Source organism: Ralstonia nicotianae, from assembly GCF_018243235.1.
In the GTDB taxonomy this organism is placed as follows: domain Bacteria; phylum Pseudomonadota; class Gammaproteobacteria; order Burkholderiales; family Burkholderiaceae; genus Ralstonia; species Ralstonia nicotianae.
Window position 1 is genome coordinate 66,617 of the sequence record NZ_CP046675.1, and the last position, 13,959, is coordinate 80,575.

At 63.1% G+C, this 13,959-nt stretch carries 12 protein-coding genes and 1 pseudogene; 6 read left to right on the forward strand and 7 right to left on the reverse strand.

From position 1 onward, the window contains the following. Positions 1 to 83 precede the first annotated feature (83 nt). Together GO999_RS16990 and GO999_RS16995 are read left to right on the forward strand one after the other, a co-directional pair. Positions 84 to 914 (forward strand): oxidoreductase, encoded by an 831-nt coding sequence (locus tag GO999_RS16990; protein WP_011003887.1) that lies wholly within the window; start codon positions 84 to 86, stop codon positions 912 to 914. A gap of 77 nt (positions 915 to 991) precedes the next feature. Then, positions 992 to 2,011 (forward strand): AraC family transcriptional regulator, encoded by a 1,020-nt coding sequence (locus GO999_RS16995; protein WP_016723906.1) that lies wholly within the window; start codon positions 992 to 994, stop codon positions 2,009 to 2,011. A 1,369-nt stretch (positions 2,012 to 3,380) separates the two neighbouring features. Here GO999_RS16995 and GO999_RS17000 read toward each other — a convergent pair. Together GO999_RS17000 and GO999_RS17005 are read right to left on the reverse strand one after the other, a co-directional pair. Beyond that, on the reverse strand, positions 3,381 to 3,791 hold the full coding sequence (locus tag GO999_RS17000; protein ID WP_016723908.1) for a hypothetical protein: 411 nt from the start codon (positions 3,789 to 3,791) through the stop codon (positions 3,381 to 3,383). Further along, positions 3,788 to 4,297 (reverse strand): hypothetical protein, encoded by a 510-nt coding sequence (locus GO999_RS17005; protein WP_038938627.1) that lies wholly within the window; start codon positions 4,295 to 4,297, stop codon positions 3,788 to 3,790. The genes GO999_RS17000 and GO999_RS17005 overlap by 4 nt, the downstream gene beginning before the upstream one ends. A gap of 737 nt (positions 4,298 to 5,034) precedes the next feature. Between GO999_RS17005 and GO999_RS17010 the strand changes: the two genes are divergently transcribed. Continuing rightward, on the forward strand, positions 5,035 to 5,178 hold the full coding sequence (locus tag GO999_RS17010; RefSeq protein WP_231675850.1) for a hypothetical protein: 144 nt from the start codon (positions 5,035 to 5,037) through the stop codon (positions 5,176 to 5,178). A gap of 175 nt (positions 5,179 to 5,353) precedes the next feature. Here the strand turns inward: GO999_RS17010 and GO999_RS17015 are convergent, their stop codons facing one another. Together GO999_RS17015 and GO999_RS17020 are read right to left on the reverse strand one after the other, a co-directional pair. After that, positions 5,354 to 6,196: an N-acyl homoserine lactonase family protein gene (locus tag GO999_RS17015; RefSeq protein WP_211907004.1), complete on the reverse strand. Its 843-nt coding sequence runs from the start codon at positions 6,194 to 6,196 to the stop codon at positions 5,354 to 5,356. 235 nt (positions 6,197 to 6,431) lie between these two features. Next, positions 6,432 to 6,929 (reverse strand): VOC family protein, encoded by a 498-nt coding sequence (locus GO999_RS17020; protein ID WP_011003895.1) that lies wholly within the window; start codon positions 6,927 to 6,929, stop codon positions 6,432 to 6,434. Positions 6,930 to 7,276: 347 nt separating this feature from the next. Here GO999_RS17020 and GO999_RS17025 point away from each other — a divergent pair, with 347 nt between their 5' ends. Continuing rightward, a complete protein-coding gene (locus GO999_RS17025) occupies positions 7,277 to 8,218 on the forward strand; it encodes a chemotaxis protein (RefSeq protein ID WP_016723912.1) in 942 nt (313 codons plus the stop codon). Positions 8,219 to 8,387: 169 nt separating this feature from the next. Here GO999_RS17025 and GO999_RS17030 read toward each other — a convergent pair whose 3' ends face one another. After that, positions 8,388 to 9,032, reverse strand: coding sequence for a TetR/AcrR family transcriptional regulator (locus GO999_RS17030; RefSeq protein ID WP_111374791.1), 645 nt, complete (start codon positions 9,030 to 9,032; stop codon positions 8,388 to 8,390). Positions 9,033 to 9,147: 115 nt separating this feature from the next. Here GO999_RS17030 and GO999_RS17035 point away from each other — a divergent pair. Both GO999_RS17035 and GO999_RS17040 read left to right on the forward strand, forming a co-directional pair. Next, positions 9,148 to 9,578, forward strand: a pseudogene (locus GO999_RS17035) (nuclear transport factor 2 family protein). Between the two features lie 82 nt (positions 9,579 to 9,660). Further along, positions 9,661 to 10,092, forward strand: coding sequence for a VOC family protein (locus GO999_RS17040; protein WP_011003899.1), 432 nt, complete (start codon positions 9,661 to 9,663; stop codon positions 10,090 to 10,092). Positions 10,093 to 10,460: 368 nt separating this feature from the next. On the opposite strand, the gene GO999_RS17045 is transcribed toward GO999_RS17040, so the two are convergent. Next, positions 10,461 to 10,850, reverse strand: coding sequence for a hypothetical protein (locus GO999_RS17045; RefSeq protein WP_071507937.1), 390 nt, complete (start codon positions 10,848 to 10,850; stop codon positions 10,461 to 10,463). 574 nt (positions 10,851 to 11,424) lie between these two features. Then, on the reverse strand, positions 11,425 to 13,416 hold the full coding sequence (locus tag GO999_RS17050; RefSeq protein ID WP_211907176.1) for a S8 family peptidase: 1,992 nt from the start codon (positions 13,414 to 13,416) through the stop codon (positions 11,425 to 11,427). Between the last annotated feature and the right edge of the window lie 543 nt (positions 13,417 to 13,959).

The window sequence follows — 13,959 nt, forward strand, 5'->3', positions numbered from 1 at the left end:
AACTCGACTGACGTCGTTCGCCAGTGCGTGGGCGTCCCCAGGGGCGTAACTTTGGGCAGATCGCAATCGGTACGGAAATCATGATGTCTGACAGACGAAAGAAGACGGCGCTCGTGACTGGCGCATCCTCTGGTATGGGCAAGGAAATCGCGAAGCGCCTGCTTGCAGACGGTTTTCAGGTCTACGTTGCGGCGCGCAGCGTGGACAAGATGAGCGACATCGCGGATCTTGGGGCAATACCTGTGCGCATGGACATCTCGAAGGATGAGGAGATCACGGCGGCAGTCGATACCATGCTTCGGGCAGTAGGCCGTGTGGACGTGCTGGTGAACAACGCCGGTTTCGGGTTGTATGGCCCGATTGAGGAGGTTGGCATTGACGAGGCTCGATACCAGTTCGAGGTCAACGTCTTCGGTGCCGCCCGCCTGACGCAACTCCTGCTCCCAGCGATGCGGAAGAGCGGTGCGGGGACGATCGTGAACATCACGTCGATGGGCGGCAAGATCTACACGTTGCTTGGGGGCTGGTATCACGCGACCAAGCATGCGCTTGAGGGCTGGTCGGATTGTCTGCGGCTCGAGCTCGCGCCCTTTGGTATCAATGTCGTGGTCGTCGAGCCTGGGTTGATCGAGACGGGGTTCGGCGACGTGGTCGCCGATGGTCTGCTCAAGCGATCGGGCAACGGCGCGTATGCGAAGCTGACGCACGCGGTCGCCAAAGCGACAAAGGACGCCTATGGGCAAGGGCGCGGCACCGATCCGAGCGTCATCGCAGGTATCGTGTCCAAGGCGGTTGCGGCAAAGCAGCCGCGCACCCGCTACGTCGCCGGCAAGTACGCCAAGCCGATGATCCTGATCCGAAGCTGGCTTGGCGACCGCTTGTTCGATCGCATGATCATGAGCCAGATGCGATAGGATGGCTTCACAGTCAGCGAGCGGAGACCTATCCGTCAGATTTTCTGTGTCAGTCCAATGTCAGCAGAGTGCCAACCATGAGCGGAGCCCGGGCAGACCGCTGTAAAGTCCCGCAAGCCTTCTGGCTTACGATCGAGCGTATCGGGCTGCCGCCGGCCGCGCTGCTGCGGCAAGCCCGTCTCCCCGGAGCCTTGCACCTGAATCGGCAGGGATTTGTCACCACGGCGCAGTACTTTGCGCTGTGGCGGGCGCTTGAGGATTTGGTGCCGGAGCCCGGCATCGGCATCAAGTTAGTCGAAGCGGCCAATACGGCGGTGCTTCCGCCATCGAACCTGGCGGCATTTCATGCGCGGAACTATCGCGACGGGCTTGACCGGATCGCCCGCTTCAAGCGGTTGTGCACGCCTGAGCAGTTGCACTTTACCGAGGAGAATGGCGAGTTCACGATGACGACCGAGTGGTTATACGCGACAGAACTGGAGCCTGCTGTCGCAACGGATGTGACCTTCGCCTCTTTGGTTGAGCTTGGGCGCAGAGGCACAGGGCAGTGCCTAACGCCTCGTCGCGTGCAGTTCGTACGTCCTGACCCGAAGGTCGACATCCATCGAGCCTATTTTGGTTGCCCGGTCCGCTACGGCGCTTCCCACAATGTGCTGACCCTGAAGTCAGCTGACTTGGATCGTCCTTTCCCAGGCCACAATCCGGAGCTCCTTGAAATGCTCACGCCAGCGCTGGCCTCAGCGCTTGGCGAACTCGATGCGCATAGCTCGATCCGGGAGCAGGTCAAGATCGTTCTCAAGCGGAGCCTGGCGAGCGGCCGACCGGAGCTGCCAGACGTGGCACGCGAACTCGGAATGAGCGAGCGTACGCTACAACGTCGCATCACCGATGACGGTGGATCCTTCCGAGGCATCCTGATTGAAGCGCGACAAGAGCTCGGGCGGCAATTGTTGGCCGATCCGTCCGCTGACATCGAGGAGGTGGCGTGTCTGCTGGGCTATCAGGATACGAGCTCGTTTTATCGAGCTTTCAGAGGCTGGGAGGGTGTGACACCCAACCGGTGGCGGGAGCTCAACAGCAATGGGCCGGCGGTGTGAGCGTTGCTTTTGCACAGCCGTCGCTTCTACTTCCCCCTGAATCTCAGAGGCGCGCGAGCACAGCCTGGCCCTGCGCCGGAATTAGGCAGCGCTTGCAGGACATGGCATCTTGATCCCGTGGGAAGACCGCAACAGGCCGCCAGCGTTTTGGGCGCGCTCAGGTTTGCGCTTGCCGCCAGAGCCCGCTGGCCGAAGACGATACCGTCCGAAGATGGCGACGAGTTCCGTTACCAAGCACGGATCGTCCAGTCGTTCCGGCCGCCGCGCGGTGACGTCGTGGATGATCCCGAACTCACTAAAAAGGATCACTGGCCGCTCTTTTTTGTTGGGTAACGCCTACCCAATATAAAAACATACGGAGCAAGCTGACATGGGAATGCCATCGCGGCCACGTGTGGGAGACGTCGCCAAATTCAATGTTTGCCGGCCGCTGGTGTCCATCGTGCGCCATCCTGGACCGTATCCGGGCAGGAATCAGCACAAGCAGCGATACGAGGCCACCGGTAAGTTGGACACGGTATCGCGCTAGGAGCAGGCCGAAGCGTGTCGGCTGGCGAGAACGCAACGGCGGCAGCCGGCCATCATCAAGGACATGCTGGTAACGGTTGGGGGCCGGACGTACTCGGGCCTCGGGACAAGCATCTGGCCGCAGTTCAGTGCCGACGTGGGCATAAGCGGAATGAACTGTTTTAGGACGGCGTGGCCGCCACAAGATAGCGTCATGAAGGTCGGTCGGTGAGGAGGCTCCACTTTTTCTGTTTCGGATTTCGCCGCGGCTGGCTGCATGCCACAGATGCTTAAACTGCTTGCGGGTAACGACATCGTTGTCGAGATCAGATATGCGTCGCTGTACGGTGATGAATTCTCGTCCATCAATCACATGCGCCTAAACAACGCTGACGCGATCCATCTCGCCGATCAACTCAAGAGATCGTCTTGCATGGTCGAACCGAGCCGTAGGTCGTGCTTGGCGCAGTTGTCCGGCTGAGGCTCACAACGGACATCCGTAGATGTCTTCGAGCACGACCATACCCCGTCGGTATGGAAAATTTGGACTATTGCGCAAACCGACGGACACCAGTTCAGGGGGCAGACGCGAGTTCTGTTCAGCAAAGCTGGCTGCTTCCACACCAGTGGTGCATTGGTACGCAAAAACCCGCGACCGTTGGAAGCGTGTTTTTGCGTTCGCCTCCGTAGGCCACCACCAAAGATTCAGCGCAAAAAGCCTTGGAAACACAACGTGTTCCAAGGCCTTGAGTGCACGGAATTTCCGGACGCGCCATGCGCGATGCGGTCTACGGGCCAAGCGGCATTCCGGTGGTTGGCGGGACGTCCGCCTGGCCGCGGGTCACCTTAAAGGCCCAGGCTCTTACAGCGCCTCCATGCTGCGCAGCACCCGTGTCGGAATCCCGACGACGTCGATCTTCTGCCCCACGTCGCCACGCTGAGGGTTGACGATGCCCCCATCTACGTGACGCCCTTGTTCGGCCAGCGTCTGCAACTGTTTGACGTCGGAGGCCTGGTCGCCATAAGACGTGACAGGAACATCGGGCGGCACCGAGAGGTGCTCCAAGCTCCGCAGCAGTCGAGTGGCCCCGGGCTTCTTATCGCCACGATCCACGACGGTCGTGTCCGGATGGGCAAAAGTGGATGCCTCGCCCAGCACTTGACGCAAGGCTTCGTCATTGTCGCCCTGCAGCGCCGCGGTCAAACGGTCCTGCAGCGTTTCCGGCATCTCCTGCGGCTGTACGCCGGGTTTGGGCCGCAGTTCGAACTTCACGTTCGGGAATTCAACGTGCTGTCCGCCACATAGGGGCCGCGGGACGGTCTCACCAGGTGCACGACGCCGCCTTCGTCGCCCAGCATGTTGGTGACGTGCGGATGCAGCCGGGCAATGTATTCACCGCGAGCCTGATCGATGCTTGCCGTCGCGGCAAAGCCGCGAATGGCGCGGGTTCCGCTGCTCTGGGTACTGAGCTGCGGGCTGGTTTTCTGTGCGCCGATCCTGCTGTCGTCACCCGCAATCGGCTTGTCGGTGAACAAGTCCCGGCCGTGTTTGCCGGCATGTCGCACCGCGTAGTAGTCCTGCTTGCTCTGATGCAGGGTCTCGACCATGGAGGGTGCAGGTTGCTCCGTGGCGAATTCGCTGAAGAAGACCGGGGCTTGCGTTGCGGCCCGCTGATGGCATGCCCGTGTTTCCATCCGGTCCGTCGACCCCAGGTTTTTGGGGGGAGGCAGGAGGGACGCGCCCTTGCTGGGAGCGGCCTTGCGGCTTTCGGTGATCATTTTATCCAGTGCCCGGCGATTTTATGTCGGTCCGGCCGGCTCCGTTTTAATCGGGCCTTTCGGGCGGTTCTGGTGCGCCGCGCTCGATGCTGCCCGAGGGATCGGGCTGCTAGCGGTTGTTGTCGCGGATGAACGGCAACGATATTCGGGATGCGATGGGTGATGCTGAGGCCGGAAGATTTTATGAATTTCATGGTTTGCTTGAATGGGGCGGCGGTTAAATCCGGATTCCAATTAAGGTGATGCCGAGGTGCGTGCCACTGACTGCTTGGGGGTGCCGTTGAGAAACAGATGGATGTAACGGATCGGGAGCGGCACAAGCCGCCAGCGTATGGGCAGATCGGAGGAACGCTGATCCGATCTGCCCTGCGCGTGTCTTGGCCTGTCGCAGGTGCGACGGCCGCTGGATTATTGGGAAATGAGCATGTGTCGTTTTGGTGTTGTGGTTGGCTCATTTGGATAATTTCGACTGTTTATTTGATGATTTATCGATATTTTGTGCTTTTTTTCGATGCGAAATTTTGTTTTCAAATCGGAAGTGGGGTCGTTTGTGTTTTTGCTTTCTGGGGTAAGTGATTTTTGAATGTGTTGCTTTTAATGACTGATGTTATTTTTGTTTTGCGCCTTTGGTGTGGTTTATTTTTCTTGCTGGATCGCGTTGCTATTAGGCGCAGAAGGCCGGACAAGGAGGGGGCGCTCGTCCGTGTTGTGCCGGCACGATGCTGACACGCGAGTGCATGGACAGCCCCCATCGTGTCGTGGCCGCGTCGAATGGTGGGTTCGAAGACAACGGCGAGCCCTACAGCAGCCTGAACGCGATCGCCGACGTTCTTGGGGTGCGGGATGGCGCGAAGAAACAGCGCAAGGGGACCGGTGCATGAGCCCGCAGGAAGCGCCGGCGTTGCGCGATCGACACCCGCAAGTTTTCAGACGAGGGGGGCGACCTGGACTTCAATTCGATCGACGCACGGCGTGACGCGGGTCACGCCTACATCGCCGGCCAGTGCGCCGAGGGCTGGATTCCGGTGTCGGACGACCACGAACGAGGGGCAGGGCTCACTCGTAATACGCCGGCGCCATCTTCAGCGTGTCGCGCTGCGCTTTGTCGTGGTTGATCCAGAGCTGCGCTTTTTCCCGTACCAGCAGATCGGCGATGCGCTGCATCGAGGCACGCGTCTTGTCCTGGTCGAAGTTGATGGAGGGCACGCGGCGATTGTCCCAGTTGCTCTGGAAGTGGACGGCATCGCCCGACAGCACGAGCGCCCCCGTCTTCGGCAGCTTGACCAGCAGCGATTGATGGCCGGGCGTGTGGCCGGGTGTCGAGATGAGCATGACGCTGCCGTCGCCAAACACATCCTTGTCGCCTTCGAGCTCGGTGACCGGATGGTCGGGCTTGAAGCGCGGCGCATGGTTGGCGCCGGGCCATTCGTACTCAGCCTTCTGCACCAGCAGCATCGCTTGCGGGAACATCTCGACGTTGCCGATGTGGTCGGGGTGGGTGTGAGAGATCGCGACATAGTGGATGTCAGCGGGCTTGACGCCGAGTTGTGCCAACTGGCTCGCCAGCGTTTTCGGCCGACGCCAGTGGATCGCCTTCGGATCCGCCGGGGCCTGCCCATCCGGCAGGGCGGCGATGGCATCGTCTACGCCCGTATCCCACAGGAGCCAGCCTTGCGTGTGCTTGATCAGGTAGCAATTGTCGGCAAATGCCATCGGTTTGCCGACATTCACGCCTGGTGACCAGCGCGAGATGTCACCGGCGACGCCTTCGCCGCAGTTGAGGATGTAGAGACGCTCGACACCGCTCGTCTGCCGTGTGGGTAGGCTGCCGCACCCCGCGGCCAGGATGACAACCGACGCGAGCGCAAGTTGAGCGGCGATGCGCAGAAATTTCAGCATGACGGACTCCCATGGATGGGCGGCGAGTGCGGGCAAGGTCGTTTGCGAGGCTTCGCGTCGGAACGATGTCGGTGCCGCGTCAGGCGGAATCATGATCGTCAATCGTCCTCGCCGTCCGCTACTGTTGCTGGCGGTCGCTGACCGATGAGGCACAGGTCGTTCGTTGCCGGCCGGAATCGGTCGACCAGCCATCCGCCCTGATCCGAACAGAAGCGCATGTGCGCGGCACGCTCCATCAGCTCGGGGATCGGTCTCGGCCCAGCCGCGCTGCCTCGATCGTGGCGATATCGATCTTTTTCATCGTCATCATCGCGTCGAATGCGCGCTTGGCTGCCGCGCGATCGGGGTCGCATATCGCCGCAGTGAGGGCGCGCGGGGTGATCTGCCACGAGATGCCCCAGCGGTCCTTGCACCAGCCGCATGCGCTTTCCTGGCCGCCATTGCCGACGATCGCATTCCACAGGCGGTCGGTTTCGGCCTGGTCGTCCGTCGCGATTTGAAACGAGAAAGCCTCGTTGTGCTTGAAATGCGGGCCGCCGTTCAGCCCGAGGCAGGGAATGCCGGCAACGGTGAACTCGACCGTCAAGACATCGCCCTGCTTGCCGTCCGGATAGTCGCCCGGCGCGCGGAGGACCGCACCGACAGCGCTGTCGGGGAGGATCTCGGCGTAGAAGGTGGCGGCGTCGACAGCGCCGCCGTCGTACCACAGGCAGATCGTGTTCTTGCGGCTCATGTGTGTCTCCTGAAGCCTCAGGCACCGGCATCCGTCACGGTAGCCATGCCAATCGCCCATGTCGCAAGGCCAGGGTGTCGGATGGAGACGGATGCCGTCGTCGGGATACCCAATGTCTCACAGTCCCGCGGCAAGCGCAGATCATCCGATTCGGTGATCGAAGCCGATGGCCCACATTCGGCCAGCCGGGACGGAACCCGGGGACGGGGCATGCTTCTGGCGCGATCGACCGGTCGGGCGCGTCGGATCGCTGGCCGGGATGCCGCCGTGCGCACATTTAAAAACGGCTTCAAGTTGCGCGCCTCCATGCCGTTTACCGCCACATAGCGTGCAACAGGGGGAAGACGATGTCGCAGCAGGAAGTTGATGAACGGACCAATCTGACGAACAACAATCGCTTCGAGCTGCTGCTGTTTCGCCTGGGCGAATCGCAGCGCAGCCAGCGGGAACTGTTCGGCATCAACGTGTTCAAGGTGCGCGAGATCATGGTCATGCCGCCGGTGACGCATGTGGCGGATGCCGGCGCCCACATCCTGGGGGCGGTGAATGTGCGCGGCCAGATCATCCCGGTGATCGACCTGGCCAGCGTGATCGGCTGCAAGAACGGCAATGCCAACATCCTGCTGATCACCGAATACGCGCGCAGCACGCAGGGCTTTGCGGTGGAAGAGGTGGACGAGATCGTGCGCTTGGAATGGAGCCAGATCTTTCCCGCCGAGGCGAGCGTGGGCAGCGCCAACATCACCAGCCTCGCGCGCCTGGACGGCAGTGCCGACAATTCGCGCCTGGCGCAGGTGATCGACGTCGAGCAGATCCTGGTGGATGTGTTCCCGACCCGCCGCGCCGACCTGGCGCCCGACAGCGACGGCCGCGCCATCAAGCTGCCGCCGGGCGCCAAGCTGCTGGTGGCCGACGATTCCGGCCTGGCCCGTTCGCTGATCGCCAACGGCCTGGAGGCGATGGGGGCGCCGTTTGTGATGACCAAGAGCGGCCAGGAAGCCTGGGACACGCTGCAGAACATCGCCCGCGACGCCGCGCGCGAGGGCAAGACCGTGCGCGACAAGATCGCGCTGGTGCTGACCGACCTGGAAATGCCCGAGATGGACGGCTTCACGCTCACGCGCAAGATCAAGTCCGAGCCGGCGTTCCAGTCGATTCCGGTGGTGATCCATTCCTCGCTGTCGGGTTCGGCCAACGAAGACCACGTGCGTCGCGTGGGCGCCAACGGCTACGTCGCCAAGTTCGAGGCGAACGAGCTGGCCCAGGCGATCGTCTCGGCGCTGGGCTGAGGCCTACCAGTGCGGGCAGGGGCCGGGGCGGGTGCCCGGCCGTCTCGCACCGCCGCCGAACCGTTCTTCCGCCGTGTGCCGGGCGCATGCGTGGCCGCATCGAGGCTACGGTGCCGCCGTTTCGGCACGACTTGGGCGATGCCGCCGGCGTAGCGCGCCGGCGATCCGGCTATAGGCCGTTCTCCACCATTTCCACCACGCGCAGGGCGATGGCGCCGGTCTGCTCCGGCGGCCGGCCGCGCAGCGGTCCGTCGATGATCAGCAGCGCCAGGCCGTGCACGGCGGACCAGGCCAGGTATTCAGCCCCCGGGCGATGCTCGGCGGGCAGGACGCCGGCCGCCGTCATGCGATCGAGCGCGGCGCCCAGCAACTGGAACGGATTGAGTCCACTGTCGCCGGCCTTGTCCGGATCCGCGTCGTGCTCGACTTCGTCGGGCACGGCAAATGCGGTGCGGAACAGGCCGGTCTCCTGTTGCGCAAAGCGCAGATAGCCCACGCCGACCGCGCGCAGCGCCGCGCGCGCCTGCTCGGCTTCGGGCTGGGCGGGGTCGATCCGCGCCAGTTCGGCCTCCATCGCGCGGGCCAGTGCCGCGAGGGCCGAGGCGCGCACCGCCTGCAGCAGGTCGTGGCGCCCGGCAAAGTGCCGGTAGGCGGCATTCGGTACCACGCCGGCGCGCCGCGTGGCTTCGCGCAGCACGATCGCATCGGGGCCGCCGGCCCGCGCCAGGGCAATGCCGGCATCGAGTAGCGCGCGGCGCAGGTCGCCGTGCCGGTAGGTGGTCCGCGCGGGCGGACGGGCGTGCTGCTGGGTCATGTCATCTCCACGTGGACACGGTCGATTCTGTCTGCTATGGTTTGTGGACAGTGTTCACAATGACACCGTAGTCCCTGGCAATGTGCTTTGCCAAGCTTTTTTTCAGGAGGCGGACATGGCGGATGTGACGACCGTGGCAGACGACGAAGCCCGAATTCGTGCGCTGATCCAGGAATGGGCCGACGCCGTCCGCGCCAAGGATGTGAACGCGGTGTGCGCCACTACGCGCCGGACGTGGTGGTGTTCGATGTGATGCCGCCGCTGTTCGTCAAGGGCGCCGAGCCGTACCGCTGCAACTGGCAGGACTGGTTCGATGCCCTGGAGGGCCCGGCCGATTTCCAGTTCGTCGATCTGCACCTGGCGGTCAGCGGCGATCTGGCCTATTGCTTCAGCGTGAACCGGCTGCGCGCGCGGTATCGCGATGGCACGAAGCACGATGCGCAAACGCGCGCCACCGTGTGCTGGCGCAAGATCGGCGGCCGCTGGCTGGTGGTGCACGAACACGCTTCGGTGCCGATGCCGGTTCCCGAGCATGCCGGCGCCTGAGCGCCGGCGCTGCCGAACGCTTCACTTTCCCCACAAGAGCCGCAGCCACGCGGCCATCGCTGTTCTCGACCAAGGAGCTGTGATGCTAGTCCAACCCTATCTGTTCTTCGAAGGCCGCTGCGAAGAGGCGCTGGAGTTCTACAAGAAGACGCTCGGCGCGAAGGTCGACATGCTGATGCGCTACAAGGACGCGCCCCCGGGTGCCGAGCCGAAGGCCGAGCAGTGCGGCGGCGTGGTGCCGCCGGGCGACAAGGTCATGCACGCCGCCTTCCGCATCGGCGATACCCTGGTGATGGCATCCGACGGCATGGCTTCGGGCAAGGCCGAGTTCAAGGGCTTCTCGTTGTCCGTCGACGTGGCGGACGAGGCCGATGCCGAGCGCACCTTCAAGGCGCTCGGCGACGGCGGCCAGGTGTCGATGCCGCTGGCGGAGACCTTCTTCGCCAAACGGTTCGGCATGCTGGTCGACCGGTTCGGCGTGATGTGGATGGTGATTGCGCCCAAGCCGATGTGAGCGCGGTGAATTGAGGCGGGAGGCATGGGCGTCGCAGGCACCATGCCTTGCTACACCTGCCGGGATGCCTTCACCTCTGGCAGCCTCCGACCGTCTCAGCCAGCCCGCACTCGATTGCGCGGGGCGTTGATCACCTCCGGATCACCCTCCAGGCGCCGCGCCGCGCCGCGTACTGCGGCGCGGCGTTTTCAATCGGGCTCAGGCGCGTCGAGCCGGTTCACGCAGTCAGTACACGTGGTATGTCGCTATGCGATGCCGGTCGCCTCGGAAGGCGGCGGCATCGCTCACGGCCTGATCGGTTCGCGGTTCCGGATCAGGTTGCTGGTGCCTGTGCGCTTGTCGCAAAGGCGCCCGGCGCTTGTGGATGCCTACGATGCGTCGCTCGTGGAAAACACGATGAATCGACCGCTGACATCCACGTCAGGCTTGGTCTTGAGCACTTCCCCGGAGCATTGGGTGTCGCTTTTGTAAAACGTGACATTGGCCGTCTTGTAGTGCACGCCGAGGTTCTTGGCTTCCAGTACGACGTAGGAATCGTCCACGAAGTGCCGCGTCTCGGTTTTCCCGGACAGCAGCTTGAAGTCGATGCTGATGCAGTGCGCGCTGGCGTTGGCCACGAGTTGATCCCGATAGACGTAGCCCTCCGGAACAACCGGCGCTGACGCAGCGGCATAACTCGACGCCGATTGCCCGATCGCCAAGAGGCTGCCCGCAATCAGGGCGATTCGGCCGGCACGGTGGAATGCGTAGAGTTTCATATGGTTCCTGTGTGAAATGAGCGCGGGATGCGGGCCCCCATGCCATTAACGCCTGGGGTATGCACCTGTCCCAGGAGCACGCATCATCTTGCGCTCGTGATAAAGGGATTGATGATTGTATTCAGTGGATATTGATTTTCCAGAAAATTGAATGGCTGGGAATCAGGAAGCGGGTGATTTTCAGGAAATACGGTGACTGTGGAATGGGATGGCGGCCAGGCTTTCTTGTAAATTTCCCCACCTTTTGCGTGATTGAAGTGATTTTGAAATTAGGTGCAGATCGCTATTTAAAATCATTTTTTCAACACCGGCTCGATTTGTCAGTCATCCAGAAAAATCCTTTCAGGTCAATCGGTCCGTCAGTCCGGAAGAAAGAATGCGTGCTGAGTGACACGTTGATGCCAGTGGTTGGGGCCGTGGTCGCGCGCCCGTCCAGCAACGTGACCGGCGCGCGCAATGCGGGTCGGCGCGGCATGCCCACCCCGGCGATGTCCGACCCGCGGGCTGGCCCGAGGCCGGCACCCCGGGCCGGTCAAGCCGGGAGATCAGTCTCCCGGAGGCCGGGTGGCCACGCTCATTGTCCCGATGGGAAGGCGCCAGACTGCCCGAATGCCTGCCGGATCAGTTCACGCAGTGCGCGTTCGGGCTGGACGAAGCCGGGGCCGGTGGCGTTGTCGCGGCCGGGCGGGCCCATGTCCGTGGCCGTTTTGCGCAAGGCGTCATAGAGCTGCGCCGGCGTGGCCCGTGGCACCGCCTGGCGCATCAATGCCGCCACGGCGGCCAGGTGCGGCGCCGCGGCCGAGGTGCCGAGGAACTGATAGGGGTACGCGGGATAGTAGCGGCAGTTCAGGTTGTAGACGCCGAAGCCCCGATCCCCGTCCTTGGCCTGGCGGCCGAAAAACACGGAGCTTGCACCATCCGGGCCGACGATATCCGGCTTGCCGTCGAGCACCGGGCGAGCCAGCGCGCGGCCGTCATTGTCGAACAGCACCAGGCCACCGCCGTGCGAGGAGAAGCTCTCCAGCTGCGCGGTCTTGAGCGTCGGATCGCACATCGGCGTCGCCAGGTAGTTGGCGGCGCCGGTTGTGAGCGAGTTGGGCGACAAGCGATGCCCGTAGATGGCAGCGTCCGCCGTACCAAACTGGCCGATGACGGTCCGACTGGTATGCAGACGAAGCCGCCGTGGCGCAGCGCCATCCAGCAACCGGACCTGCAACGTGGCTTCCGCCGCGGTGCCCAGCAGCGTCCCCCACGCAATGGCCTGCTGGCCGATCACCGATGCGTCGGTGCAACTGGGGTAGGGCTCGCCGTCGACCACGACCTTGAACGGCTTGCCGTTCTTGTCGGCCAGGCAGACCTGGAGCGAGCTGGCGCTGTTGTCGAATGGCCGATCCCAGTAGAGCTGGACCCGGAACCTCCAGAACGGCGTGTCCTCAATCTGACGCAGCGCCCGCACCGGAAGCGCGTACACCTGACTTGCCCCGGACTGGTCGAAGTTCAGCGGACGTCCGGGCGTGCCCGTGCCGTTCGGATCGGTCGGCTGGTCGGCGAAGCGCGCGGTATTGTTGACGTAAGAGACGGGGGACGCATCCGCGTTGCCGTTGCCGGCGGCAGAGAAGTACGCGACCCCGCGATTCCTGACCACATTGTCGATCGCCACGCCGATGATGCCGGACTGGAACGCGGGCTCCTCGAAATACTCGACGTCATCGACGATGATTTGCGCGCCACCGCCGGGCACGCCCCGGGCGGTGGACTGGTTCTTCGGCAACGCCAGCGCTTCGATGCCCTGCGCGAAGTCGGCCTGCCCGCCGAACGCGGTGTAGAACGCAATGTCCGCACCGGGGGCCACGTCGTGGATGATCTCCGCCATGCCGCGGCCTTCGTCCCCACCGTCGCTGCAGTCGCGCAGTTCCTTCAGGATCCGGATGCGGCCGTTGCCGGGCAGCTCGCCCCGGGCGATGTCGTCTTCCATTGCGTCCTGGTGGCCGTTCTTCGCAACGTAGCGTGCATCCTGATTGCGCTCGCTATTGCAGTTGAACGAATCGGAAAGCACGCCGACGGTGATGCCTTTCCCGGTCAGTTCTTGACCGAGGTTCTTGACCGCTTGCCGCAGCGAGCGGCTCAGTTGGGCGTAATCGCCCTGTCCCTGGACCACGCCGGAATGCGTGGACCTCGCCACCTTGCTGATCCGCCGGATTTGCGCAATGGCCGCGGCCTCGTCGATGTTCGCGACGGGCAGGCAACCGCTGATGTAGTTCCCGTACACCGCGGTGTCCTGCAGGCCCAGGCGCTCCAGTTGGGCGGCCGTTTGCCGGGCGTCCGCTTGCACGGCGATGTCGACGTTGACGCAACTGCCGGGGCGGGTTGCCGCCGGGCTCTCGATGCCGGAAGCGGACCTCGCGTGCAGTGTGCCGGTGTTCTGCCGCAGGCGGATCAACGCCCCATCGAGCTTGGCGGTGTTGCCTTCAGCCTTTGCTTTGGGCGGCAGGCCCGATGGTATGCCGTCGATATTGGGGAGCGGCGAGCCGTTCGGTTTCGATGGTGATGCATTGGCCTGGGCCATCAGGTCGGCTGAAATGCCTCCGAATAATGAAATCAATAGTGCTGCCCTTAATATGTTTGATCTCAACACTGGTATTTCTCCCGAATTGAATGGAACTTCAATATAGGAAAGGGTTTTTCCAATGTTTGCTCGGGAGAGTTTTGTTGAGATTGCGGGGCATATTCAGGTGCCGGTTTTTTGAAATCGTCACCGCCTGCGGGATCTTGTGGGGGATGTTGCGCGAGCGTGGCGAATCTTGAATGCGCGGGCTGAAGCGCGTTCGAGGTCCGGATAGTGGGCGTGGCCAATCAAACCGCTCGACAAAGCGAGTGCAGATGACGGCATGGCGGGATTGAGCGGGATTCCGTGGAGGTCGGGCTGGTGCTCGCAGCGGCGCGCGGACCACCAAAGCGGGGATCAGGGTGTGCCCATGTGCGGGTGCGTGATCGTGGACAGGGTTTTCGGCGCCTGTCCGGCCGAGCTTTTTCATTGACCGACCGGTCGGACGATTTATAATCGATCCATCCCCAGCGCGGGGCCGCAGGGCGCCGCGCGCACATCGAT